Source organism: Paraburkholderia suaedae (assembly GCF_040812055.1).
Lineage (GTDB): Bacteria > Pseudomonadota > Gammaproteobacteria > Burkholderiales > Burkholderiaceae > Paraburkholderia.
Genome location: NZ_JBFOAH010000012.1, coordinates 22,131 through 48,302 on the forward strand (window position 1 = coordinate 22,131; position 26,172 = coordinate 48,302).

Annotated in this window: 17 protein-coding genes; 6 read left to right on the top strand and 11 right to left on the bottom strand. The window is 63.0% G+C overall.

Features of this window, described 5'->3' with window-relative positions; genetic code table 11:
- Positions 1-5: 5 nt before the first annotated feature.
- The 9 genes from ABQJ48_RS17660 to ABQJ48_RS17700 form a co-directional block, all read right to left on the bottom strand.
- Positions 6-455 carry a hypothetical protein gene (locus ABQJ48_RS17660; protein WP_367839295.1) on the bottom strand — a complete coding sequence of 150 codons (450 nt, stop codon included), beginning with the start codon at positions 453-455 and terminating at the stop codon, positions 6-8.
- Positions 456-702: 247 nt separating this feature from the next.
- Complete coding sequence (locus tag ABQJ48_RS17665) at positions 703-2,139, bottom strand: alginate export family protein (RefSeq protein ID WP_367839296.1); 1,437 nt, start codon at positions 2,137-2,139, stop codon at positions 703-705.
- A 13-nt stretch (positions 2,140-2,152) separates the two neighbouring features.
- Entirely contained in the window at positions 2,153-3,097 is a 945-nt protein-coding gene (locus ABQJ48_RS17670) for a glyoxalase (RefSeq protein WP_367839297.1), read from the bottom strand.
- 50 nt (positions 3,098-3,147) lie between these two features.
- Positions 3,148-3,891: a YoaK family protein gene (locus tag ABQJ48_RS17675; RefSeq protein ID WP_367839298.1), complete on the bottom strand. Its 744-nt coding sequence runs from the start codon at positions 3,889-3,891 to the stop codon at positions 3,148-3,150.
- A complete protein-coding gene (locus ABQJ48_RS17680) occupies positions 3,873-4,109 on the bottom strand; it encodes a DUF1427 family protein (RefSeq protein WP_200619105.1) in 237 nt (78 codons plus the stop codon). Before ABQJ48_RS17680 ends, ABQJ48_RS17675 begins: the two co-directional genes overlap by 19 nt.
- Before the next feature lie 25 nt (positions 4,110-4,134).
- A complete protein-coding gene (locus ABQJ48_RS17685; RefSeq protein ID WP_367839299.1) occupies positions 4,135-4,536 on the bottom strand; it encodes a DoxX family protein in 402 nt (133 codons plus the stop codon).
- A gap of 13 nt (positions 4,537-4,549) precedes the next feature.
- A complete protein-coding gene (locus tag ABQJ48_RS17690) occupies positions 4,550-6,427 on the bottom strand; it encodes an amidohydrolase (RefSeq protein WP_367839300.1) in 1,878 nt (625 codons plus the stop codon).
- A 91-nt stretch (positions 6,428-6,518) separates the two neighbouring features.
- Entirely contained in the window at positions 6,519-7,154 is a 636-nt protein-coding gene (locus ABQJ48_RS17695) for a hydrolase (protein ID WP_367839301.1), read from the bottom strand.
- Positions 7,155-7,982: 828 nt separating this feature from the next.
- Complete coding sequence (locus tag ABQJ48_RS17700) at positions 7,983-8,816, bottom strand: alpha/beta fold hydrolase (protein WP_367839302.1); 834 nt, start codon at positions 8,814-8,816, stop codon at positions 7,983-7,985.
- Positions 8,817-9,123: 307 nt separating this feature from the next.
- On the opposite strand from ABQJ48_RS17700, the gene ABQJ48_RS17705 reads away from it, so the two are divergent.
- Together ABQJ48_RS17705 and ABQJ48_RS17710 are read left to right on the top strand one after the other, a co-directional pair.
- Positions 9,124-9,399: a YciI family protein gene (locus ABQJ48_RS17705; protein WP_367839303.1), complete on the top strand. Its 276-nt coding sequence runs from the start codon at positions 9,124-9,126 to the stop codon at positions 9,397-9,399.
- Between the two features lie 640 nt (positions 9,400-10,039).
- On the top strand, positions 10,040-17,137 hold the full coding sequence (locus ABQJ48_RS17710) for a PAS domain S-box protein (protein ID WP_367839304.1): 7,098 nt from the start codon (positions 10,040-10,042) through the stop codon (positions 17,135-17,137).
- Between the two features lie 338 nt (positions 17,138-17,475).
- Here ABQJ48_RS17710 and ABQJ48_RS17715 read toward each other — a convergent pair whose 3' ends face one another.
- Together ABQJ48_RS17715 and ABQJ48_RS17720 are read right to left on the bottom strand one after the other, a co-directional pair.
- On the bottom strand, positions 17,476-18,918 hold the full coding sequence (locus tag ABQJ48_RS17715) for an aldehyde dehydrogenase family protein (RefSeq protein WP_367839305.1): 1,443 nt from the start codon (positions 18,916-18,918) through the stop codon (positions 17,476-17,478).
- Positions 18,915-19,865, bottom strand: a complete 951-nt coding sequence (locus ABQJ48_RS17720) for a LysR family transcriptional regulator (protein WP_367839306.1) — start codon at positions 19,863-19,865, stop codon at positions 18,915-18,917. Before ABQJ48_RS17720 ends, ABQJ48_RS17715 begins: the two co-directional genes overlap by 4 nt.
- A gap of 338 nt (positions 19,866-20,203) precedes the next feature.
- Here ABQJ48_RS17720 and ABQJ48_RS17725 point away from each other — a divergent pair, with 338 nt between their 5' ends.
- From ABQJ48_RS17725 to ABQJ48_RS17740, 4 genes are read left to right on the top strand one after another with little or no spacing between them, the layout of a single operon-like run.
- The gene (locus ABQJ48_RS17725) at positions 20,204-21,688 is read left to right on the top strand and encodes a UbiD family decarboxylase (protein ID WP_367839307.1); all 1,485 of its coding nucleotides are present in this window, start codon (positions 20,204-20,206) and stop codon (positions 21,686-21,688) included.
- Positions 21,681-22,298 carry a UbiX family flavin prenyltransferase gene (locus tag ABQJ48_RS17730; RefSeq protein WP_367839308.1) on the top strand — a complete coding sequence of 206 codons (618 nt, stop codon included), beginning with the start codon at positions 21,681-21,683 and terminating at the stop codon, positions 22,296-22,298. The genes ABQJ48_RS17725 and ABQJ48_RS17730 overlap by 8 nt, the downstream gene beginning before the upstream one ends.
- Positions 22,295-25,342: a xanthine dehydrogenase family protein molybdopterin-binding subunit gene (locus ABQJ48_RS17735; RefSeq protein ID WP_367839309.1), complete on the top strand. Its 3,048-nt coding sequence runs from the start codon at positions 22,295-22,297 to the stop codon at positions 25,340-25,342. Before ABQJ48_RS17730 ends, ABQJ48_RS17735 begins: the two co-directional genes overlap by 4 nt.
- Entirely contained in the window at positions 25,339-26,160 is an 822-nt protein-coding gene (locus ABQJ48_RS17740; RefSeq protein WP_367839310.1) for an FAD binding domain-containing protein, read from the top strand. Before ABQJ48_RS17735 ends, ABQJ48_RS17740 begins: the two co-directional genes overlap by 4 nt.
- Positions 26,161-26,172: the final 12 nt, after the last annotated feature.

Sequence of the window (26,172 nt, forward strand, 5' to 3'; positions counted from 1 at the left end):
AGCGTTCAGAACTGCTGTGCACGCAGCGATTGGAGTTCCGCGCGACACACGTCGCCGAACTTGCCGAGAATATCGATCGAGCCATCCCCGAGCATCGCGCGAATCTCGACGAAACTCTTGTCGGGCGCAAGGTAGGTGTCCACGATCGTGCGACCGATCAAATCGGCTTCCTCCACGACTTCGCGCGACGACTGGATGCGCATCCGGCTGATTTTCGCGTAGAGAATGCCGAGAGCGGCGAGATCGGGCTCGGTGTGTTGCAGTGCGTGAACATAAAGGTTCGTCGCTTCCTCGATGAACGCCTTATACAGCTCCTGCCGCCAGGTGAGGTCATGCGCCAGCCACTCCGCGCGTACCTGCGTGCGCTGGGTCAGCCATGAGGCAAGAACCGAGGTCAGGCCGCCGATGGCGGCACCGACCAGGGCAGCGAGCGCGGAGACAACCGATGCGTTCATGGAGCGTGCTCTCATTGTCAATCGAGGTGGTCCATATTGGCGCCCGCGCGTGTATCTTTCCTGATATCAGCGCGACCCAGCGCTTCGCCCCCACGCTGGCCACGCTCGGCGCCTTCATTGATCTACCGGGACAATATGGTCACGACGGCCGAGGAAAACTCAGGACGCGCACTAAAGTTTCTCATAACCGCAAGCCCCTTCACGACCGTACCTGCTGCTCGAGGATTTCCCCGTAGTGGCACCACTGTCACCATCCGAACTTCGCTTCGACGCCCAGATAGTCCGCGTTGCGCGCCCCTAACGCACGGATCGAATCGCCGACTTCGAAATGCACCGCTTCCAGCGCGAGCGCAACATTAGGGCTGACCAGCCAATCGGCGCGAATCTGTGCATACATGCCCGTCCAGCGGGTTCCATTTCCCGCCGTGCCGGGCACCACGGCCATCCCCTGACCGTAGATCGCATCGGCCGTCGTCGCGCGCCACTGGAACCCGACTGCCGTCAATAACGTGAGCTTCGGCGATATCTTGAACGTAATCGACGGCTTCACGTGAATCAGGTTGCTATAACCCGTGTAGCCCGCAAGCGTGAAGTAGTAGCCGTTGGGAAACAGCGGATTGAACGTGCCGACGCGTCCATCGCCGGGATGCCGGTCGCCTGATGCGCCATCCACCTGCAAGCCGAAACGCGGCGAGCCCGCCACCGATGCGAACGTATAACCGCCCAGCAACCCGAACGCCCACGCGCCGATCGTGTCGTTGCCGACGTGCCCCGTCTGCACCATCGTTTCCGCGTCCCAGTCGAGCGGCGCTACCTTGCCCGCATAGCGCACGTCGAACACATCGCGGTGCTCGGTGCCTGTCGCATCGAGAAAGTGTGCGTTGTCGCGGTTGTAGCGCGACCAGTACGCGGACAGGTCGCCCGGCCCCGTCTTCGCACGTTCGACGCGTACGCCGCTGAACGTTAGATGCCGGTTCGACACATCGTCGAAAGCCGTGACGTCGCGGTTCTGCACCGGCTGCGTCATGTAGCCGATGAAGCGCCACTTGTCGATTTCATAGTCGCTCCAGATCGCGTCGAATGCCTGGCGCACGTTCGGACCATCGCGCACCGAAACGAAGCGCTGCAAGTCGAACGCCATCTCCTGACGGCCGATGCGCGCCTTGAACGTGCCACCGCCCACGCCATAGACGAACGCGACGAACGCCTGCTCGATATCGAGCGGATTCTTGTCGACGGGAGATACGGAATCCTTGCCGAACGGCCGCGCGTCCTCGAGCTGAAAGAACGCCTGCACGTGCTGCCCGATGCGTGCGTCGGCATGCACTTCGGCGCGCTGGATCACGTAGCTGTCGGGCTGCGCGCTGCCCAGGCCGAAGAGCGGCGTGTTGTTCAGTTCGAAGCGCTCGCGCAAGTTCGCGCCGAGCGACAGATACGTCGACGGATCGCTGCCCAGCGGGATGTACTTGAGCGCATCGAACGGCTTGCGCGGCACGCACGGATTCGCCAGCGCCGACCAGTCTTCCTGCCAGCGGTTGAACGACAGCGCCGACGGACGCTTCGCCGTACATGCGGCCGCGCTCTGGTCCGTGGTGCTTTCGGCGGCGAACACGTTCGCACCCTCGGCCCATCCGCATACGGCGAGCGCAGCACAGGCCGCCGCCTTCGACATCGCGCGTCGCATGGATCGGTGCCCGTCACTTAGTCAGTTCGTGAATCTCGGCGATGTAGCCGCCGGGAAACTCGACCATCGCCGTGCGCCCTTCGAGCGTGCGGTTCGCGGGCGACAACACCTTCACGCCAACACCCTGCGCCTTCGCGAGCGTCGCGTCGAGATCGGCGACCAGATAGCCGGTGACTTCGCGGCCGAACGGATAGGGCAGCTTGCCGTCGGTCACGAACACGAGCATGGTGCCGAAGCCGGACGTGATGCGTACGCGCCGGATCGTCTCGCCGGATTGGCCGATTTCGCCGCCGTCCGCGCGACGGTTGTCGGACACGACCTTGCCGTGCGAAAAGCGTACAAAGCGCTTGATGAAATTATCCGCGGATTGCGCGGACACATAGACGCGATTGTCGGGCACCGTTTCGAGCGGATCGTACGAAGGCGCCTTCGTATGCCAGTACAACTGCATGTTCAGGCCGCCGGGCCATTGGATTATTGCGTCCTTGCCGATCGGATCGTCGAACGTCTCGACGATCACGTCCGCTCCCGCAGCGCGCGCGGCGCGAACGGCCTTGTCCATATCGGCGACCAGGTAGCCCGTGCGTTCGCTGCCGAACGGATACGGTATCGGCGTCTGGAATGCGAACACCGAGAGCATGCCCACCGGCGTCCGCACGTACTGCGAAGCGGTCTCGCTCGGCGTCGGTGTGACCGTGAACACGGCGCGCGGCGAAGCCGTGCCGCCGAAGGTCGCGACAAAACTGTCGACGAACGCGTCGATGTCCTGGGGCGCCACATAAACGTGCGTCGTGTCGTACTGCGGACCAACCGACACGACCGGCAGGCTCTTGACCAGGTTCTGATGATCGGCCTCCGCGAAAGCCGGCGAGGCGCCCAGCGCCATGCCGAGCGCCGTTATCGGCACAAGCGAAACGACAGCGGCCCGCAACACTCGAACCATCTTGACGGTACTCATAGAAAACACTCCTGGCTGGTAAGGGATGGCCGCAGCGTTGCGCGGCACAATCAGGTTCCGACCTGTGGCGTGTCTGTCCTGCGCAGCAGCACGGCGAGCACGCACAACGCGGCGAGCGGCAACGGCAGCGCCCAGAATGACGCGAGCAGAAAGCCCGCCGCGCCCGCGCACGCGCCCACCGCAAAACCGGCGACGGGCGGCAGTATGCGCAATAACCGGCTGTGCGCCGCCTGCCGCGCGGCCAGGTCATTGGATGAAAACAGCAAATCGAATCCGTCGATCACGGCCTGCGTGACGTTGCCTGTCATCACCGTGTTCGCGACCACGGCGCGCGTCGTCAACCGCCCATGCGCATTTTGCACGCCCATCGCCGCCGCGCCGAGCAGGCCGCAGGCGATGGTGAGCGGCGCATCCGCATCGGTGACAGGCATAGCCAGCAGGCCCAGCGTCATATAGCCCGCCATCAGCACCGCCTGCAACACGTACAACGCGTGTGCGCGTACTGACGGTTCGCGATGCAGCAGCCTGTTGTCAAGCATGCGAGCGAGCACGATGCCGGCGACGAAGGCTGGAAACGCGAGCCACTTGATTAGCAGGCCATGCCCCCCGTGCGCAAGCGACGCGCCGATCAGAAGGAAGTTGCCGGTCACGTGCGCGGTGAAAAGGCCGAACAGCGCGACGAAGCCGAGCGTGTCGACATAGCCCGCTATCAAGGCAAGACACGTGTCTTCGCCGGGCACCTGAGCGGGTTGCGCCGCGAGCCGCGCCACCGCGTCTACTGATCCTCTTTGCACAACGGCGTCGGTTTGGTGCCCGCAACGGGCGGCGCGCTTTGGGTTTGTGCATCGGGCGTGCGTATGCGCGCCTGCACGAACGGAATCGCATGCTCGCCAATCACAATACCGAGCAGCCCGGCGAGCGCGATCAGCGGCGGCGCGGGCGATTGCACCCGCACAAGGTAGTACAGGAGCCCGACCACGAGGCCCGCTCCCAGTGAAATCAGATATGGCATGATTCGATCCTCACGCGCCGTGCGCTCAGGCTTGCCGTTGCGCGAACCGCGGCAGGGCAATCCGGTAGCGTCCCGCACCGCCGATCGCGATGGTTCCGAACATGATCAGCAGCATCCACGCGAATTGCGCCTGGTCCAACGTCCATTCGCGATGCACGACACCCAGCGCGACCACGCAGACCACCATGATCGGCAGGGCGGCGAGCCGCGTCGCGACGCCCGCGATCATCAGCAGCGGGCACACGACCTCCGCGAAAATCGCACAGCCTAGCGTCAGCGTCTTGCCGAGACGAAACGGGTCTTCGATCGCCTCCAGCTGACTCGTGTAGTGGATTGTCTTCGGCAGTCCATGCACCAGCAGCACGAGCACGCTCGCGGTAACGCGCAGAAACAGCAGCGCCACGTCGGGAGTGAGGAAACGCTTCATCGCCTGCCTGCTCCTAGAACGCGAAACAACTGCAACCGAGCGCGCCCCAGAACGCGTTCGCGTCGCCTGCGGGCACATTGCTGCGCCATGCCCACGCATGCGCGTGACGATGCACACCGCACAGGTTCACGCACGCGTCGTTGCACGACTGCACGAGCGGCGCCGCAGGACGATAGCGCGCATAGCCTCCGTACTCCGCGACGGGCGACCACGTGGGGCTAACGGGCAGCGCAGGCGGGTCGAACGTTTGGAACTCTTCGGCCGCGTAGACAATCCGCCCGTTGACCGCCGTCAGCACCGAGCTCAGATGCTTGATGCCGTCTTCTTCCATCGTGAAATAGTCGTCGCTCAGCACCGCGAAATCGGCAAGCTGGCCAGGCACGAGCGCGCCCTTCTTCGTCTCTTCATTCGAGAACCACGCGCTTCCCACCGTATAACGGCGCAGCGCCTCTGTTCGATCCAGGCGGTCCTGCGCGGCGTACATCAGCGTGCCGCCGACCGTGCGACCCGAAACAAGCCAGTACAGCGACACGAACGGATTGAAGCTCGCGACGCGCGTTGCGTCCGTCCCCGCGCCGACCGGCAACCCGGCCGCGAGCATCTTACGCACAGGCGGCGTATGCGCGGCGGCTTCGGCGCCATAGCGCGAAATGAAGTATTCGCCCTGATACGCCATCCGATGCTGGACGGCGATGCCGCCACCCAGCGCGGCAATGCGGTCGATGTTGCGCGCCGAAATGGTTTCGCAGTGGTCGAAGAACCAGCGCAGACCGTTGAACGGCGTGTCCTGGTTGACACGCTCGAACACGTTGAGGAAACGTTCAATCGATTCGTCGTAAGTTGCGTGCAGCCGAAACGGCCAGCGGTTTTGCACGAGCAGCCGCACGACGGCCTCGAGTTCGCTTTCCATCACGTCCGGCAGGTCCGGACGCGGCTCCAGGAAATCTTCGAAGTCCGCGCCAGAGAACACGAGCATTTCGCCGGCGCCATTCATTTTAAGGAAATCGTCGCCTTCACCGGGCTTGGTGACTTTGACCCATCTCGCGAAATCTTCGATTTCCTTCTTCGCGTTCTGCGTGAACAGGTTGTACGCGATTCGCACGGTCAGCTCGTTACGCTTCGCAAGTTCCATGATGACGGCGTAGTCGTCGGGATAGGACTGGTAACCACCGCCTGCGTCGATCGCGCTCGTCACGCCAAGGCGGTTGAGTTCGCGCATGAACTGGCGCGACGAATTCAACTGGTCCTCAAGCGGGAGCTTCGGTCCTTTTGCGAGCGTGGCGTACAGCAGACCCGCATTGGGACGCGCGATCAGCATGCCGGTCGGATTGCCGCGGCGGTCGTGCTGGATCTCGCCGCCCGGCGGATTCGGCGTATTGCGGTCATAGCCGACCGCACGCAGCGCGGCAGCGTTCAGCAGTGCGCTGTCGTAGAGATGCAGGATGAACACGGGTGTATCCGGCGCGATCGCGTTGATCTCCTCAAGCGTTGGCCCGCGTTTTTCCGCAAACTGAAATTCGTTCCATCCGCCGATCACGCGCACCCATTGCGGCGCGGGCGTGCGCGCAACCTGCGCGCGCAGCATCTCGAGCGCGTCTCGCAGTGAGGGCACGCCATCCCAGCGCAGTTCGAGATTGAAATTCAAACCGCCGCGAATGATGTGAAGATGCGAATCGTTGAGCCCGGGAACAACCGTGCGTCCCTTCAGATCGATGCGGCGCGTGGACTCGTTCGCCCATTGCATCATGTCGTGGTCGTTGCCGCTCGCAACGATCTTGCCTTTCCCGATCGCCAGTGCCGTCACGAACGAACGCTTGTCGTCCTGCGTCGCAATTTTGCCGTTATAGATCACCAGGTCCGCAATCCGGGCCGGCTGAATGGGTGCGCTCATCGTCGCTCTCCGTGGTCGTGGTCAAGCGCATCTCACACGCGAGGACAACTGCCTCGCGCGCGAAAGCGTGGTGTGAGAACCTTTGGCGCAGTCAGCGCGCCTCGCTCGCCTGTCCGCCGAGAATCTGCTTCGCGTAGCGCACGCCAATGCCGTACGAGGTGTGTGCCTTGAAGATCTCCATGCAGCCGTCGTACGTTTCGCCGCGCGCCCAGTCGCGTTGCAGCTCGCACAGGAACTGCAACGACGTCATCGGCACAGCGCCTGCCTGCACGACGCGCTGCACAGCACGCTCGTGGGCTTCTTCGGTGATGTCGCCGCAGGCGTCCGTGGGTACGTAGACTTCGAAGCCTTCGGCCAGCATCTGGACGGTCGGGAAAGCAACGCACACTTCCGTCCATAGCCCCGCGAGCACGATTTTGTTGCGGCCCGTCGCCTTGATCGCGTCGCGAAAGTTCTTGTCTTCCCATGAGTTCATCGACGTGCGGTCGATTGGTGTCTTTCCCGGAAACACCGACTGCACTTCCGGCAGTAGATGGCCGCTAAAAGTCTCGGCGGCAACCGTCGTCAGAACGGTCGGCACCTTGAAGAGCTTCGCGCTCTTCGCGAGGATCTGGACGTTGTGCAGGATAGTTGTGCGCTCGTGCGAGTGCGTGCCGAAGAACATCTGCGGCTGATGATCGATAAGCGCGAGCGCGCACGTGTCGGGCGTCAACAGTTCATAGGCCATGAGTTGCTCCAATTGGGGAGAGTGCAAGGAACCGACACGGTTGCGCGCAGGCAGTCGTGCCCGATCCCGGTTAGTGGATGAATCCAGTCGACGTTGATCGAAGGCAGACGCGAACGACTTCTCTACGCGGCCTAAGCGGGGTTCACAACGTTCCACGGGCACTACGACGTGGGAAATGTTTGGTGAACGGTGCGCCTGAGGTCACGGAGACCGTTGCCAATCACGTAGTAACGGGCACAACAAACGTCCGCAGATACAAGATATAGCGTTGCGCCCGGCGGAGATACTGCATGTTTATGTAATAGCTGTCCTTCGCCTCTCCCCATTAACATCAGGAGCGTCGTATGACGAAGCGTTCAATCGGGTCACTACGTCTTGCTGATTGCACTGCTGGCCAGATGTGATACGCACTGGCCGAATGTCCGGTCTGGCATTTCGCGGGAAAGAGTTCAGGAGCACGACGCCGGTCTACTAGTCGCGCAGAACGCGGCCTTACGCGCAGAGTCAAGATTTGACTCTGACGATGGACCGGACCGTCTGCAGTCCCGCTCAATTGGAGAAAGAACCGCAACAATTGCGCACATTTCAGACGCCTACCTCCTGTTGGAAGATCTGGGCAGGTATGAGTCTCGCTCGACCCGCGCCTGGTCGACCGGCAATTGGCAATTGAAGGACGAAGTCTGGCTCAATCCGGAGCACACGCCCCGGACCGAATTGAAGCAGTGTGTGTGAAGTGACGCGACAACTACGTTGACCAACACCGCGTGGGCGGCTCGTTGAGTTGCCTGCGCGCGTCAGCAGCAGCGGGATCGCACGCTGTCGACGGCTTTACGACTCTTTGATGAACGCGAGCAGATCGGCATTGATTGTGTCGGCGTTGGTCGTCGGCATGCCGTGAGGAAAGCCCGCATAGGTCTTTAACGTACCGTTCCTCGCCAGCTTCGCCGAGAGGGGCCCCGAATCCGCATAGGGAACAATCTGATCGTCGTCACCATGCATGACCAGAACAGGAATGGTGGTGCTTTTCAGGTCCTCGGTGAAATCCGTCTGCGAGAACGCGACGATACCGTCATAGTGGGCCTTCGCGCTACCCATCATGCCCTGCCGCCACCAGTTCCAGATTATGCCATCCGAAGGCTTCGCATTGGGCCGGTTGTAACCGTAGAACGGGCCCGCGGGAACGTCGTAATAGAACTGCGCGCGGCTTGCCGCGAGCTGCGCCTGAAGATCGTCGAACACCTGTTTGGGCAGGCCGCCCGGGTTACTCTCGGTCTTGACCATGATCGGCGGCACTGCACTGATGAGTACCGCCTTGGAAACGCGATCTTCACCGTGGCGAGCGACATAGTGGATGACCTCGCCGCCGCCCGTGGAATGGCCCACGTGTACCGCCTTCTGCACACCGAGATGGTTCACGAGCGCCGCAACATCATCGGCGTAGTGATCCATGTCATGGCCGTCCCAGACCTGACTCGACCTTCCATGTCCGCGCCGGTCGTGCGCGACGACCCGGAAACCCTTGGCCAGAAAGAAGAGCATCTGGGCATCCCAATCATCTGCGCTGAGTGGCCATCCGTGATGAAAGAAAATGACCTGTGCGTCACGTGGGCCCCAGTCTTTGTAGAAAATATCGACGCCATCCTTCGTTGTCACAAATCCCATGTTTGCTTCTCCGGTGAGGTGCTCCCAATCAATCGGTGTCGTGCGCCTGGTCGCTAACGGTCAGGCTAACGTCTGCTCCTTCTGTCTGATGGATAGTCGGCAAGGGTGATTGAAGGGATAGGTCCCGGGTGCCGGCGAGTAGCACGTTGGCGCAGCACACGAGACTGTTGGCCAAGGGGAGCCTCCACTGTCCTCATCGCTTTTTCCATCACGGTCCGCGGCGGCGGTCATCCATTGTCCGTTGACGCCTTGCCTGACCGCCTTTTAACTGTAGGATTAAAGTCAACTTTATGGTCAACTTTTTAAAGTGCCATATGAAGATCGGAAAACTGGCCGAACTCAGCGGCCTGACCGCGTCTTGTGTCCGCTTCTCTTGAGCAAACTTCGACGGCCGCCGCTACAGGCATTGATCGCTGGACCGTTGACCGGGCCCGACGGCTCGACGCGCGGAAGCTTCTTTCTTTATGAGGCGGACGATATCGCGGCAGTCCGGCGTCAAGTAGCGGAAAACCCGTTTAGCGCAGCGGGAATCTGGAAGACCGTCGACATCTATCACTTCGAGAACCGGGCCAATAATCACTAATGGCATGGCGTATGTGTGACAAGCTTCGCAATAACGTCTTTGAAAACGTATAAGCATGATTTATCAGGGCGGCAGGTCGTTTAAGGATGTGGCAGAATTTAACCCTGCTCACTTCTGAAACCAGACGGGCGTCGCCCGTTTCGTGGCGCTCAACAGCTATTTCGAGCATCTCGGCTTGATCGCCGCAATGGTGGTCGTGACGATGCCCGGCGATGCCGAAAGCGCCACGGCGCTAATCGAGCCGAATCGATCGAACGATGCGTTGAAACGATAGGGGGTTCAGTCACGAGAACGATTCAATAGATCTTGTCTCTGTGACCGTCGCCTTTTTCCGTTGGTTGCCGTTCCAGCGCCAGCAGACGCTGGGACAATACGCGGTGTACCTCGACAATCAGCACTTTTCTATGGCCCCGGTCGTCACCTGTGCCCAACCTGGCCGTCGGATAGCTAAACGCCTGTATTATCTATTACTGTTTCGACAGTCGCAGTGAGTAGATGGTAGTCGCTCGATCACTGCCAGCCTGCCCGCCATGCGTCGCCCTCGACCTTTCTCGCGGAGTACAAGAAAGGCGTCGCTTCTGGAGGCGTCCCAGGCCGGCCACTTGCAACCCGGGCCAGCACCAGGATGGATTGCCATTCCATGAACCAGATCGAACCCGATGCGGATCGCGCTCCGTGGCGCCGCGCGATCGACCGGATGGCCCTCGTTCCGGAAGCTTCCGGCTACGAGCCCCTCGACGGTCTCCTCAATGCACCGATTGACTTAGAGACCTTCCTGCGCCTCGCTATTGGCATTGCGTCGGCGCTGGCCAAAGTCCATCAGAGTGGGCTGGTGCATAAGGACGTCAAGCCGGCCAATATCCGGGTGAATTCCGACAGCGGTGAAGTCAGGCTCACGGGTTTTGTCTTCGCGTCGCGGCTGACGCGAGAGCGTCAACGGCCCGGGCCGCCCGAGTCGATCGCCGGCACGCTCGCCTATATGGCGCCGGAGCAGACCGGGCGGATGAACCGTTCAGTTGACTCCCGCGCCGACCTCTACGCGTTTGGCGTGACGCTCTACCAGATGCTCACGGGAAGTCTGCCTTTCATCGCGGCCGATCCGATCGAATGGGTGCACTGCCACATCGCGCGAGAGGCGGTGCCGCCGCACGAGCGTGTGGCCCACTTGGCACCGGTCCTCTCCGCAATCGTGATGAAGCTGCTCGCCAAAACCCCGGAGGAGCGCTATCAGACCGCGGCAGGCGTTGAAGCGGATCTGCGACGTTGTCTTGCACAATGGGAAACCGAGCGGCGCATCGGCGAATTCCCGCTCGGCGAGCGCGACACGCCGGACCATCTGACGATTCCCGAGAAACTGTACGGCCGCTCGCGCGAAGTCGAGACGTTACTTGGCGCCTTCAGGCGCGTTGTGGAAGGCGGGGCGCCAGAACTGGTGCTGGTCTCAGGATATTCCGGCATCGGCAAGTCCTCCGTCGTCAACGAACTGCACCGGGCGCTGGTGCCTTCGCGCGCGCTCTTCGCCTCCGGCAAATTCGATCAGTACAAGGACATCCCCTATTCGACGATAGCGCAGGCGTTTCGGAGTCTGTTGCGGCCGCTGCTGGGCAAAAGCGAGACGGAGCTTGCGGCCTGGCGCAACGCTCTTCGGCAAGCGCTGGGACCGAATGCCGGACTCGTCGTGGATCTCGTTCCTGAAGTGGCGCACATCATCGGACCGCCCGCGCCCGTCCCCGAGTTGCCGCCACAGGAGGCACACCAGCGGTTTCAGCTCATGTTCCGACGCTTCATTGAAGTGTTCGCCCGACCGGAACATCCGCTGGTGCTCTTCCTCGACGATCTGCAATGGCTCGATGCGGCGACGCTCGATTTGATCGAGGACCTGTTGACCCGTTCCCGGCCGCACAACCTCATGCTTGTTGGCGCCTATCGCGACAACGAAGTCAATTCCGCACATCCGCTGATGCACAAGCTCGGTGCCATCAAGGCCGCTGGTGGCAAGGTGGTAGAGATCACGCTCGCGCCGCTTGCCCGGGTGCATCTCGAACAGCTGATGGCGGACGCTCTTCGTTGCGAGCGCGGTCAGGTCGCGCCGCTCGCGCGGCTGGTGCAGGATAAGACCGCTGGAAATCCGTTCTTTGCCGTTCAGTTCATTTCTTCGCTGACAGAAGAGGCGATGCTCACCTTCGACCATGATGCGGCGCGCTGGTCGTGGGATCTCGATCGCATCCACACGAAGGGATATACCGACAATGTGGTGGAGCTGATGGTTGGCAAGCTGAGCCGTCTGTCCGCAGAAACTCAGCGGGACCTGCAGCTACTTGCGTGCATGGGGAACAGCGCCGAGCTTGCCCTCCTGGAAACAGTTTCCTCGCGCCCGGAAGACGATCTCCGTGGGGGGCTGTGGGAAGCCATTCGAGCGGATCTCATTACCTTCACGGAGCAATCCTGCAGTTTCGTGCACGACCGGGTTCAGGAGGCGGCGTACTTATCGATGCCGGAGGAGGCGCGTGCGCATACCCATCTCCGGATAGGCAGGGTGCTCGCGGCCTGCACCCCGTCCGAAAAGCTGCCGGAGATGATCTTCGAAATCGTCAACCAGCTCAACCGCGGCGCATACCTCATCACGTCACAGGACGAACGCGAGAAGCTCGCCGAGCTGAACCTGATAGCCGGCAAGCGCGCGAAGGCCTCGTCCGCCTATGCGTCTGCGCTGACTTATCTCAGCGCCGGCGCGGCGCTGCTGCGGGAGGATGCGTGGGAGCACCGGCAGGAGATCGCCTTCGCCCTGGAACTGCATGGGGTCGACTGCGAGCTCTGGACTGGCGCACTGTCGTCCGTCGAGGAACGTCTCGCGGCGCTTGCGACGCGCGCTGTCGACACGATCCAACGAGCGGCCGTCGCGAGCCGGCGCGTGGATCTTTATACAATGCTTGCGGCTGGCGACCGCGCAGTGGCGGTGGGTCTGCAATACCTCCGGCAGATGGGTATCGATTGGACAGCCCATCCCACGCAGCTGGAAGCGCATCGCGAGTACGAGCGGATCTGGTCACAGCTCGGAAGCGGGCCAATCGAGGATCTCATCGACCTGCCGCTGATGAAGGATCCAGAGTCTCTTGCTACGCTCGACGTGCTTACTTCCCTTGGAGCGCCGACGTTATACACGGACGAGAATCTATACGCGCTCACGACGTGCAGGGCGGTGAATTTCAGCCTGGAGCATGGCAACAGCGACGCCTCACCTGCGCACTACGTCGCGGTCGGGCTTATCGCCGGCGACCGCTTCGGCCATTACGACGCAGGGTATCGACTTGGAAAGATGGCGTGCGATCTGACCGAGCGTCGCGGATTGAAGCGCCTGGGAGGCAAGACCTATTCGGTCTTCTCGCTCGTGGTACCGTGGACACGACCGCTGCGGGAGAGTATTGAGCCGGTCCAACGGGCCTTTCAGATCGCGAATGAGCAGGGCGACCCGACGTTTGCTGCATACGCCCGCCGCAATCTCAGTTCCATTCTTTTCGCTTTGGGTGATCCACTCGATCGGGTTGCGCGTGAAGCCGAGCACGGTCTGGAGTTCGCGCGCACGATGCGGTTCGAGTTCGTCGTCGACATGATTTCTGTCACGCTCGCGCTCGTTCGGACTCTCAGCGGCGAGACCGCGAAATTCGGCTCGCTCGACGATGGCCTGTTCATGGAGCGCACGGTCGAGGCGCGCCTCACCGGCCACCCGGCTTTGGCCTTGCCTGAGTGTTTCTACTGGATCCGAAAGCTGCAGGCACGCTACTTCGCCGGGGACTACGCATCGGCTGTCGATGCTGGGGAAAAGGTGGAGGCATGGTTTTCGACGTCAGCGTCGCTTTCGGTCATGCTGCTGGAGAGAGCGGACTATCACCTCTATGCCGCTCTTTCTCGCGCCGCATGCTGCGAGCCCATGGGACCCGATCCGTATGCAAAGCATCGGGAGGCACTGTCGGCCCACGAACGACAACTCCGGGCATGGGCGGAAAACTGCCCGCAGAACTTCGAGGATCGCGCGGTACTGGTCGGCGCCGAGATTGCGCGCATCGAGGGGCGCCTACCCGAGGCAATGGCTTTGTACGAGCGAGCCATTCGCTGCGCGCGCTCGAATGCCTTCATTCATAACGAGGCGCTGTCCTACGAACTGGCTGCCCGCTGCTACGCGGCGCAGGGCCTTGAGAACATTGGGCACCTCTGCCAGGCAAGCGCGCGGCGTGCCTATCTGCGGTGGGGAGCCTTTGGGAAGGTGCGACAACTCGACCAGCTCTGTCCCGCGTTGAGGCAGGACGATCGTGTCAGGTACTCCGAAGGAATGATCGACGCACCGGTCGAAGATCTGGATCTGGCCACGGTGATCAAGGTGTCGCAGGCGGTGTCGCGCGAGATCGTCCCGGAGAAGCTCATCGAATCGCTGTTGCGTACGGCCATCGAGCATGCCGGCGCAGACCGTGGTCTGCTGATCGTGCCTCGTGGCAGCGAATTCCTGATCCAGGCGGAAGCGAAGACTTGTGGCGGATCCGTGACGGTTAGCCTGCGAGAGACACCAGGTTCCGCGGACACGCTCCCCGAGTCGGTGATCCGTTATGCCGCGCGTACCAGGGAGATCGTGATTCTCGACGATACGTCGGTCCCAGGTCCGCATTCCTCCGATGCGCGCCTCCGTGCGCACGGCGTCCGGTCGGTACTCTGCCTGCCGTTGATAAAGCAGGGTGCGCTGGTTGCGCTGCTGTACCTGGAAAACAGCCTGGCCCCACACGTTTTCACGCCCGGCAGGATTTCCGTCCTGAAGCTGCTCGCTTCCCAGGCGGCGATTTCGCTCGAAAACAGCAGCTTGTACGGTGAAATCCGGGAACGGGAAGCGCAGATTCGCCGGCTGATCGACGCCAACATCGTCGGGATTATCTTTTGGGACCAGGGCGGTCGAATTCTGGAGGCCAATGACGCGTTTCTTAGCATGGTCGGATACGAGCGCGAGGATCTCGTCTCGGGTCGCTTGCGGTGGACCGATCTGATACCTCGCGATTGGCTGGACCTCCTGCAAGTACAGAACGCGCAGCAGATCAAGCGGACCGGCAGACTGCCTCCCTATGAAAAGGAATGCTTACACAAAGATGGCAGCGTGGTGCCGGTATTGGTCGGCGTGGCCGCTTTCGACGAGGAATACGAGCGCGGGGTGGCCCTCGTCGTGGACATGACCGAGCGCAAACGCGCGGAGGGCGAACTGCAGCGCAGCCGCCAGTACCTCGCGGAGGCGCAGAAGGTCAGTCACACTGGAAGCTGGGCATGGAATCCGGTTTCCAATGTCATTCTGTATTGGTCGGACGAGTGTTATCGCGTGATGGGCCATGATCCTGCAGAGGGCCTGCCTTCGTTCGAGCAATTGGTCGAGGAGCTTTTTCCGGATGACCGCACGCGAGTCGTCGAGAGCCTGAAGAAGGCGGTGCGCGAAGGCTCCGACTGGGAAGCCGAGTATCGCCTCGTGCACGCTCATACCGATGTGAGAACCGTCCGTTGTGTGGGGCATCCGGTTCTGGACCGCTCCGGCCAGCCGATCGAGTACATCGGCACCGTGATCGATGTCACTGAGCAGAAGCGTGCAGAAGATGAACGGAGGGAGTACCTGTGGTTCCTCGAATGCATGGACCGTATCAATCGCGCCATGCAGCGAACGAACGAGGTCGAGAGCATGACAAGCGGCGTGCTTGAAGAGACGCTCGCGATCTTCGATTGCGAGCGGGCCTGGCTGATTTATCCCTGCGATCCGGATACGCCGACGTGTCGCGCGGTGATGGAGCACACGCATCCGGACTTTCCGGGTGCCTTCGCGCTTGGCGAGGAGTTCGCGGTCGATGCCCGCGCGGCGGAAGTCCTGCGCGAGATGCTGCACGCAAGCGGCGCAGAGGTTGATCCAGGCATCCCGTCGGAGATTCTTGAGCGGTTCAACATCCGGTCGACCATCGCGATCGTGGTTCGTCCCAAGGGCGACCGACCGTACCTGTTCGGGCTGCATCAGTGCTCGCATGGGCGCTCGTGGACCGCCGTGGAGCAGCGGCTCTTCGAGGAGATTGCCAGACGCCTGGAAGCTGCGTTAACGAGCGCGCTCGCGCACCGCAACCTGCTTGCTAGCGAGGATGCGCTGCGCACGAGCGAGGAGCGCTTCCGAACCCTGGTCGAGCACGCAACGGATGCGATCTTCCTGTACGACGAGGAAGGCATCGTGCTCGACGTTAACGGTCAGGCGTGTGAGGCGCTGGGATATGCGCGCGAAGAGCTTATCGGCATGCGCACCTGTGAGCTCGACTGCGACAGTACGCCGGAAAAGTGGCAGTGGATAAAGCAGCAGATGCAGGAGGTCGGAAGTGTAACGTTCAACGGCCGCCGCCGGCGCAAGGACGGAAGTCTTTTTCCCGTCGAGGTGCGTGCACGGGCATTCAGCCGCGGTGGGCGGCTTTTCGCCATTGCACTCGCCAGCGACATCACCCACCGCAGACGCCGCGAGCAGCGGCTGCTCGGGCAATTCAGCGTCACCCGGACGCTCTCGGAAGCGGGCTCGCTCGAAGAGGCGGCGCCGCGCATACTGCGCGAAATGTGTGAAGCACTCGAGTGGGATCGCGGCGCGTTCTGGCGCGTCGATCCAGAGGCGGGCGTGCTGGTGCGTGTGCAAACATGGCCGTCGGCCGCCTTCGCTCCCAGCTCCGGGTTGGTGTCCGGAACGGGCGGCTTCGGCATGGGGCTACCCGAGCGAGTACGGTCTAGCGGCGCGCCCGAATGGATTCCCGATATGGCGCTCGATCAGGAGTTCCAGTGGACAGAATGGGTCGCGAAGGAAGGGGTCCGCGCGGCCTTCGCCTTTCCGATCACGCTCAGGAGCAGCGTACTGGGTGTGATTGAATTCTTCAGCCGCGAGGTCCGCGACGCCGATCCCGAGCTCATGCAGACCATGAACGCCATCGGCAGCCAGGTCGGGCAATTCATCGAGCGCACGCGAGCGGAAGAAGCGCTGCGACATGCGCGGGAAAGGCTCACGCAGGCGTCACGGATGGCGACGGTGGCCGAGCTGTCCGCGTCCATCGCCCACGAAATTAACCAACCGTTGCAGGCCGTCGTGGCCAATGGTCAGGCGTGCCGGCGCTGGCTCGCTGCAGCGCCGCCCGACGTCGACAAAGCCCGCCTCAGCGCCGAAGCCATCGTCCGTGACGGATATGCCACCGCGGACGTGATAAGCCGTATCCGCGCGCTGTTCAAGCGCACCGCTCCCGCAAAGGTCGATCTTGACATCAACAAGCTGATACTTCAGGTCTGCACCCTGATGTCTAACGAAATCCACGCGAACGCGATCTTGCTCGAAACTCAGCTCGCGCAGGACGTGCCGATGCTCAAAGCTGACGCAGTGCAGATTCAGCAGGTGATCGTCAACCTTGTGCGTAACGCTATTGAGGCGATGTCGGTGACGATGGAACGACCAAGGTCGCTATTGATCCGCTCCCGCCGAGACGGGGACAACGTGGAGGTTGACGTTCAGGATGAGGGTACGGGGCTGGCGAATCTGGAGACGATATTCGAACCTTTTACCACCACAAAGGGAACGGGCATGGGTATGGGGCTGGCGATCTGTCGTTCCATCGTCGAAGTACATTCCGGCTGTATCTGGGTCGTGCGCAATGAGGTCCGTGGCGTGACGTTCAGCTTCAGCCTTCCGATTGAGACTTCGGACGCGACGTGAAATCCGTGGACCTCATTGTGCACGTCTTCGACTGTTGTGCGATTGCCGCCATTTGAGCCAGTGACGTAGTTTATGCACGCGCACGCGTTACTCCCCGGCCCAGCCGGATAGGCCTCTGAGACGCGTTGGACCCGCGCGACGTGCGTTGGCTATTTGCAGCGCGTACCGCGTTCACATTCCAAACATGCCATAGCCTTGATCGCAGCAGGTTCTGATCAGCCGGGGTAACTCGCGTTTGCCAACGCCCACGGCGTCCATGCCTTCGTGTTTTACGCTTTGCACAAATTCGACGTGATAGCGCTTACACCGTGAAGGCCGAACTACCGGGCGTCGATCGTCTATCGCCCCAGGGTTTGTAGCTGCTCCGGAACGCCCGCATTCAAGCAGATGTGCTTCAGTTCGGTGAAGTCCGCGAGTGCGTCGTACCCGTGCAGACGGCCAAGGCCGCTTTGCCGATATCCACCGGTTTCCGCTTCGGCGAACAAGCGGTTGTGGTCGTTGATCCACACGGTGCCGTTGCGCAGTGCCCGCGCGATCCGGTACGCACGCGCGACGTCGTGGGTCCATACGCTCGCGGAGAGACCGAACACCGTATCGTTGGCCTTGCTGAGCGCCTCGGCCTCGTTCTCGAAGGTCTCCAGCGTGACGAACGGGCCGAAGATTTCCTCCTGACAGAAAAACGCTTTCGGATCGCGATGCTCGACCAGCGTCGGCGACAGGAACGCGTTACCGCAGCTCGCGCCGCGCAGCAGCACACGGTCCGCGCTTTGGCACGCCCGCTCGATCGTCGCATTGACCGCATCGCGCGTGCGGTGGTCGATCAGCGCGCCGATATCCGTCGCCGCGTCGCTTCCCGGACCGACCTTCAGCGCGGCGAGCGCGGCGGTCAATTGCTCGCGCATCTGCTGCGCTTTCGATGCATGCACGAGCACGCGGCGCGCGGCCGTGCATTGCTGGCCGGAGATGATCGTCGCGGCACGCGCGAGACGCGGTGCAATCGCGGCGACATCGGCATCGTCGAACACCAGGCAGCATGATTTGCCGCCCAGTTCGAGCGAAAGCTTTTTCATGCTGTCGGCGGCCGCGGCCATGATCCGCTTGCCGGTTGCCGTCGACCCCGTGAAGCTCACTACGTCGACATCGTGCGATTCGACGAGCCGTTCGCCAGCCGCATGCCCGGCTTCGTTCACCACATTGACCGCGCCCTTGGGCAGCGCGGTGCCGTCGAAGCAGTGCATCATCGCGGCGTTGAGCAGACTGGTCTGTGCCGCTGGTTTGACGATGCTCGTGCAGCCGGCCGCGAGGGCTGGCGCAAGCGAGCGCACCAGCAGCACCGCAGGCGCGTTCCACGGCACGATGATGGCGGCGACCCCGGCAGCTTCGCGCAGCATCGTGGAGATGGTGCCCGGTTCCGGCTCGAGCACATGACCGGGCAAATGGCGGGCAAGCCCCGCGTAATAGCGGACCTCCGAGATCGCCGCGCCGATTTCGCCGCGCGCCTGCGCGATCGCTTTGCCGTTCTCGCGCGTCATCAGCGTCGCCAGTTCGTCCCGCTTTGCATCCAGTGCCGTGGCCCAGTCGAGCAGCACCTTCTGCCGCAGCCGCGCGTCCTGTGCCCACGTGGTGCGATCGAATACAGCGCGCGCAGCGGCAATCGCTGCGTCTGCCTCTGCCGCGCCGCCGTCGGCATACATTCCGATCGGTTCGCCGGTGGCGGGATCGATCGAGGGCTGCGTCGGCGTGCCGGTCCAGGTGCCGGCGATCCAGTGATGTGCGTTCATCGAGCTTCCTTGATTGGAGTAGGGGTGTCGTTCGTCGCATCCAACGGCGCAGTGCTCAGCACCTCGCGCAATTCGTCGGCGATGATCGAGATCAGTGCGTGGGCGGCGGCGCTCAGCGGCCGGCGCGGATGCGAGATGCAGACGATGTGCCGCACGATGCGCGGCGCGAGAATCGGATACGCGCGCAGCGTGCCGGCGCGCACCGCGCGCTCGACCACGATGCGCGGCAGGATGGTCGCGAAGCGCGTCTTGCCCACCAGTTGCACGATGGTGCTGAGCACATCGATCTCGAAGCGCGGCGTCAGCAACACGTCCTCGTGTTGCGCGGCGGTATCGAGCACGCCGCGCAGGCCGTGCCGCTTGGTCGGCAGCACCAGTTCGAGTTCGGGGAGCTTGGCCAGATCGATCGCATGCGGCAGGTCCGGACCGTGCGTCGCACTGGTGGCGAGCACCATTTCTTCGTCGAGGATCGGTTGCGCGTCGAGCGAGAGCTTGCCGCGTGGCTTGTTGATCAGCGCCACATCGAGCTGGCCGCCGGTCACCCAGTCGATGAAAGTCGCGCTGTAGCCGTCCGAGACGGTGACTTCCACGTACGGATATTTCTCGTGATAGCGCGACAGTGAATCGGCCAGCACGCTTTCGTTGATCGACGCGATCAGCCCGATCGACACGCGCCCGGTGACGACCTCGTCGCGCTGGATCAGCTGCTGCCGCGCGTGCGCGAGGTCGCGCATGATCGGCAGGAAGAGCCGGTACATGAGCCGCCCGGCTGCGGTCGGCGTCATTCCGTGCGCGCCGCGCTCGAACAATTGCTGATGCAACTCTTCCTCGAGTTTCGCGATCTGCATGCTGAGCGCCGGTTGCACGATATTCATACGCTTGGCCGCGCGGGTGACCGAGCCGTCTTCGAATAGCGCGATGAAATATTGAATCTGCCTCAGGTCCATGGGTGTGCTCGATCAGGGTTCGCGCTGTCATCGATTTTGATACCGGCTGGCGCGCTTATCAATTCCAGGTGCTGGTGTGGCCCCTGTTCGCATGCGCCAGTCTCGCCGATCAGCCGCCGGAAGCCCCGTTGCGGTGCCGCTAGACACGGTCGCTGCTATTAGTACTCGGGACGCTGTACTCAGTCATCAGGGATAACACGGGCATCAGAACAAATGATGCCGCGGATCAAAAAACAGTATTAGAAGTTATACGCCGTTTTCCCTACGCTACGTCAAATCCACTGTGCGCTCGCAGACCACAAAGCGGGCGGACATCGACACGAGACATGGAGACGTAGATGACCACTGGCGGTACCGATTCCCTCGATCCGACGGTTGCGGCGCGCGCCGCAGCGCGTCCCGCCCGCTCGCTGCGAAGCTGGCTCGAGCACCTGTCGGCGAGCGGACGGGTCGCGACCATCGACAAGCCCGTCGCGCTCGAACACGAACTCGCGGCCATCGCGAAGAAGCTGGACGGCTCGCGCGCCGCCGTGTTCCTGCAGCCGGGCGGCCATGCGATTCCGGTGGTCAGCGGTTTCATGTCGAGGCGCGCGTGGATTGCCGAAGCGATGGGCGCAAGCGAGGACCAGCTGCTGCCACGCTTTCGCGAAGCCGCCGAGCATCCGCTCGCGTGGCGGGACGTGCCGGCGCATACCGCGCTGTGCCAGCAGGTCGTCCATACCCAGGGGATCGATCTGCACAAGCTGCTGCCCATTCCGACCCATAGCGAACACGATAACGGCCCGTACATTACCGCCGGTCTCGTGATTGCGCGCAATCCGCGTACCGGCATTCAGAACGTGTCGATCAACCGGATCCAGGTGCATGGATCGGACCGCATGGCGATTCTTTTGCTGCCGCGCCATCTGTACGCGTTTCACCGAGCCGCGGAAGCCGCGGGAGAGCCGCTCGACGTCGCCGTGGTGATTGGCGTCGATCCGCTGACGATGCTTGCCTCGCAGGCGATTACGCCGATCGATCATGATGAGTTGGAGATCGCAGGCGCGCTGCATGGCGAGCCGCTGCCGGTCGTGAAATGCGTGAGCAACGGCGTTCACGTGCCGGCCTTCGCGGAGATCGTGATCGAAGGGCGCATCCTGCCGAACGTGCGCGAGCCGGAAGGCCCGTTCGGCGAGTTTCCCAAGTATTACAGCGCGCAAGAGGCGCGCGAGGTGATCCAGGTGACGGCGCTCACGCATCGGACCCAGCCGATTTATCACACCATTGTGCCCGCCGAAATGGAGCATCTGCTGCTCGGCGCGATTCCGCGCGAGGCAACGTTGCTCTCGCATCTGCAACGCAGCCATCCGGGTGTAAAGGACGTGCATCTTTCGGTGGGCGGTGTGTGCCGTTATCACCTGTGGGTCCAGTTCGACAAGAAGCGCGAAGGGGAAGCGAAGAACGTGATCCTGTGTGCGTTCGGCGCGCATTACGACATCAAGCAGGTGGTGGTGGTCGATACCGATGTGGATGTTCACGACCCCGCTGAAATCGAATGGGCCATCGCCACGCGCTTTCAGGCCGATCGCGATCTCGTCGTGATCGAAGGCGCGCAGGGCTCGCCACTCGATCCGTCGACCACGGTGGGCCAGGCGGACGACGCCCCCCCGCATCTGCAAGGCATCAGCGCGAAGATGGGGTTGGACGCGACGAGGCCGGTCGTCTATCCGTCCCACGTATTTACGCGCGTGCGTATTCCGGGACAGGACGAAGTGGATCTGGACGCGCTCGTGGCAGGCGATAACGCGGCGTTCGATACCTATCTGGATGACGGTCATGCCTGAAAAGCGTGAGCGGATCGTCGTCGGCATCTCAGGCGCGAGCGGCGCGCTGATTGGCGTGCGCCTGCTCGCCGCGCTGCGCCGCCTCGGCACGCATGAGACGCACCTGATCGTCTCGGCGTCCGGCGCGGTGACGGCGGCTCAGGAACTGGGCGTGACGCGTGTCGATCTTGAAGGCCTCGCCGATGTGGTCTACAACGTGCGCGATATCGGCGCGGCCGTGGCGAGCGGTTCGTTCATCACGGCGGGCATGGTGATTGCGCCGTGCTCGATGAAGACGCTCGCAGGCGTGGCCAACGGTTTCGCCGACAACCTGCTCACGCGCGCTGCTGACGTGATGCTGAAGGAGCGCCGCCGACTGGTTCTCGTCGCGCGCGAAACGCCGCTCAATCTCGCGCACTTGCGCAACATGACGCTCGCCACCGAGATGGGCGCAATCGTGATGCCGCCGGTGCCCGCGTTCTACGCGCATCCGAAGACGATCGAGGACGTGGTCGATCACACGGTCGGCCGGATTCTGGATCTGTTCGGCATCGAGCACCGCGAGATCGCCCGGCGGTGGAACGGACTCGCCGATGAATTCGCCGGCCGCCGCGAGGGAGCTGACGAATGAACCAGCGAGACATGACCAACTCAGGCAATGCTGCGACCGCGGAGGTCGAACCCCTGCGCGACGAAGGCGTAAAGCGTGCAGAGGGCTACGTTGGCCGCCCGATGGAGCGTCTCGAAGACCCCGCCATCCTCACCGGCCGTGGCCGTTACGGCGACGATCTCGGCATCAAACCCGGCACGCTGCATGCGGCGATTCTGCGCTCGCCGCATGCGCATGCGGAAATCGTTGCGATCCATACTGAAGCCGCGTCGAAACTGCCCGGTGTGCGCGCGATCCTCACGCGTGAGGATGTGCGCGCATGGTCGCGGCCCTTCGTAGTGGGTGTGAAATCGCAGATGGAGCAGTGGGCGCTCGCGATGGACCGCGTGCGATATGTCGGCGAACCTGTCGCGGTGGTACTGGCGGAGTCGCGTGCCATCGCCGAGGACGGACTCGATCTTCTCAAGGTCGAATACGCCACGCTCGATCCGGTCACGTCCATCGAACAGGCGGCGAGCGAAGAGTCAACGGTGCTGCATGAAAAGCTCGGCACCAATGTAATCAGCGACCGCAGCTTCCGCTATGGCGATCCCGAAGCCGCGTTCGAAAAAGCGCCGCATCGCGTGAAACTGCTCGCGCATTATCCGCGCAATACCTGCGCGCCGATCGAATGCGGCGTGGTCATCGCCGAATATCTCGCGGGCGACGAAGGCTACGACGTTACGTCGAATTTCATGGGGCCGTTCTCGCTGCACGCGGTGATGGCGATGGCGCTAAACGTGCCGGCCAATCGTCTGCGTCACAAGGCGCCGCGCGATTCGGGCGGCAGCTTCGGCGTGAAGCAGGCGGTGTTTCCGTATGTCGTGCTGATGTGCCTTGCCTCGCGCAAGGCTGGCGCGCCGGTGAAGTGGGTCGAGGACCGGCTCGAACATCTGAGCGCGGCGACGTCGGCGACGGCCCGCCTGTCGACGCTCGAGGCGGCTGTCGAAAGCGACGGCCGTATTACCGCGCTCTCCTACGATCAACTCGAAGATTGCGGCGGCTATCTGCGCGCGCCGGAACCGGCGACGTTCTACCGGATGCATGGCTGCCTGACAGGCGCGTATGCCATCGACAACCTGCTGGTGCGCAACCGGATCGTGCTGACCAATAAGACGCCCACGGGTCTCGTGCGGGGCTTCGGCGGCCCGCAGGTTTACTTCGCGCTCGAACGACTGATGCAACGCATCGCGCTCGAGTTGAAGCTAGATGTGCTCGACGTCTATCGTCGCAATTTCGTCGCCGCCGATGCGTTCCCATATCGCGCCGCAGCGGGCGCCCTGCTCGACTCGGGCAACTATCAGGAGGCGCTGCGCCGTGCGCTGGCCGAAGGCGGCTACGACCAACTGCGCGCCCGCCGCGAGGCGGCGCGCAAGGAAGGGCGGCTGTACGGCATCGGCTTCGCGGCGATCGTGGAGCCCTCCGTGTCGAACATGGGCTATATCACGACGGTGATGCCGGCCGACGCGCGCAGGAAGGCCGGCCCGAAGAGCGGCGCCATCGCGAGCGCGACGGTCAGCGTCGATCTGCTAGGCGGCGTGGTGGTGACGATCGCGTCGACGCCCGCAGGCCAGGGGCATATGACCGTGTGCGCGCAGGTGGTCGCCGATGTGCTCGGCGTCTCGCCGCAAGACGTGGTCGTCAATGTCGAGTTCGATACGCATAAGGACGCGTGGTCGGTGGCGGCGGGCAATTATTCGAGCCGCTTTGCCGGCGCGGTCGCGGGCACCGTGCATCTGGCGGCCGTGCGCGTACGCGACAAGGTCGCGCGCATCGTATCGAAGCAGTTGGGTTGCCCGCCGGAAGATGTCCGCTTCGAAGGCGGCCGCATTTACGCGAAGGGTGCGGAGGACCGCGCGCAGCCGTTCGGCCGCGTTGCCGCCAATGCGCCGCACTGGGCGCCCGCGCTGTTGCCGAAAGGCGAGGAGCCGGGCCTGCGCGAGACCGTGTTCTGGAATCCGCCGAACATGGCGGCGCCGGACGAGAACGATCGGATCAACACGTCGGCGGCTTACGGTTTTGCCTTCGACCTATGCGCGGTGGAAGTGGACCGCGCCACGGGCCGCGTGCGGATCGACCGATACGTCACCGCGCACGACGCCGGCACGCTGCTGAACCCCGCGCTCGCCGACGGCCAGATTCGCGGCGCGTTCGCGCAAGGTCTCGGCGCGGCGTTGATGGAGGAATTCCGCTATGGCGTGGATGGCAGCTTCCAGTCGGGCACGCTCGCCGACTATCTGATGCCGACCACCTGCGAAGTGCCCGATCCGGTGATCGTTCACCTGGAAACGCCGTCGCCGTTCACGCCGTTGGGCGCGAAAGGACTCGGCGAGGGCAACAACATGAGCACGCCGCCGTGCATCGCGAATGCGGTTGCGGACGCGCTCGGCGTCGAGGATATCCGTTTGCCTCTGACGCCTTCGAAAGTCATGGCGCTCATCGGCATCGACGACCCCGCGCCATCGCGTCCCGAGTTGCGTGACACGCCATCGGCGAAACCGGCGATGCCCGGCGGCGGCAAGGCGCTGACCGCGCAAGGCAGCGTCGATTTGCCGGCATCGCCCGAAGCGATTTTCGCCGTGCTGCTCGATCCGCAGGCACTCGCCAAAGTGATACCGGGTTGCCACGCGCTCGAAGCCGAAGGCTCGAACCAGTATCGCGCCGACGTTACGGTCGGCGTGGGCATGATCAAGGCGCGCTTCGAAGCGAAGATCGGGCTCTCGGAAATCGACGCGCCGCGTCGGCTGCGTTTGGCGGGCGCGGGCATGTCCTCGCTCGGCAGCGCGCGCGGCAGCGGCCTCGTCGAGTTGACGCCGACCCAAGGCGGCACGCGTCTTTCCTACGACTACGAAGCCCAGGTGTCGGGCAAGGTCGCGGCCGTCGGCGCACGCATGCTCGAAGGGGCGGCCAAGGTCGTGTTGCGGCAACTGTTCGAGTCGCTTGGGCGCCAGGCCGCGGGCAAACCGGTGCAAAGCGGAGGCGGGTGGTTATCGCGGTTGCTCGCACGTTTGAGGAGACAGGCATGAAACCCGCACCGTTCGATTATCTGCGCGCGATGACCACGCAGGACGCGCTCGACGCGCTCGCGCAAAACGGCGAAGACGCCCGCGTGCTGGCCGGCGGGCAGTCGCTGATGGCGGTGCTCAACATGCGGCTCGCGCAGCCGCGCATGCTGGTCGATATCTCGCGCACGGACGAACTGAACGCCGTGCGCATCGAGAACGAAGCAGGCCGGCTGATCGTGGGCGCGGCCGCCACGCAGGGCAGCGTCGAATGGCGCGCGTCGCTGCGCGACGAAGTGCCGCTGCTGGCGATGGCATTCCCGCACATTTCGCACTTTCAGATTCGCAATCGCGGCACCGTCTGCGGCTCGATTGCACACGCCGACCCGAGCGCGGAACTGCCCCTTGTGCTGGCGGCGCTCGGTGGCGACGTGACATTGCGCTCGAAAAGGAAGAAGCGTGTCCTGAAGGCCGAGGAATTCTTCCAGGGGATGTTGATGACCGCGCGCGCGCCGGACGAACTGGTCGAAGCGGTGAGCTTCCCGCTGAAGAAGCCCGGCGAACGCTACGGCTTCACCGAATTCTCCGCACGTCATGGCGATTTCGCGATGGTCGCCTGCGCGGCGGTGGTGAGGAGCGACTCGATCCGCCTGGCGGTGGGCGGCGTCGCGGATCGGCCGGTGGTCGAACAATGGCCGCGTTTGCGCGGCGAAGCGCTACGCAGTGCATTGAACGATTTCAGCTGGAAGCTGGGCGCGCAGGACGACGCGCATATTAGCGCGACATATCGCCGGCATCTGGTCCGGCAACTCGGATGGCGCGTGATCGAGGAGGCAAAGTAAAGTGAGCAACAC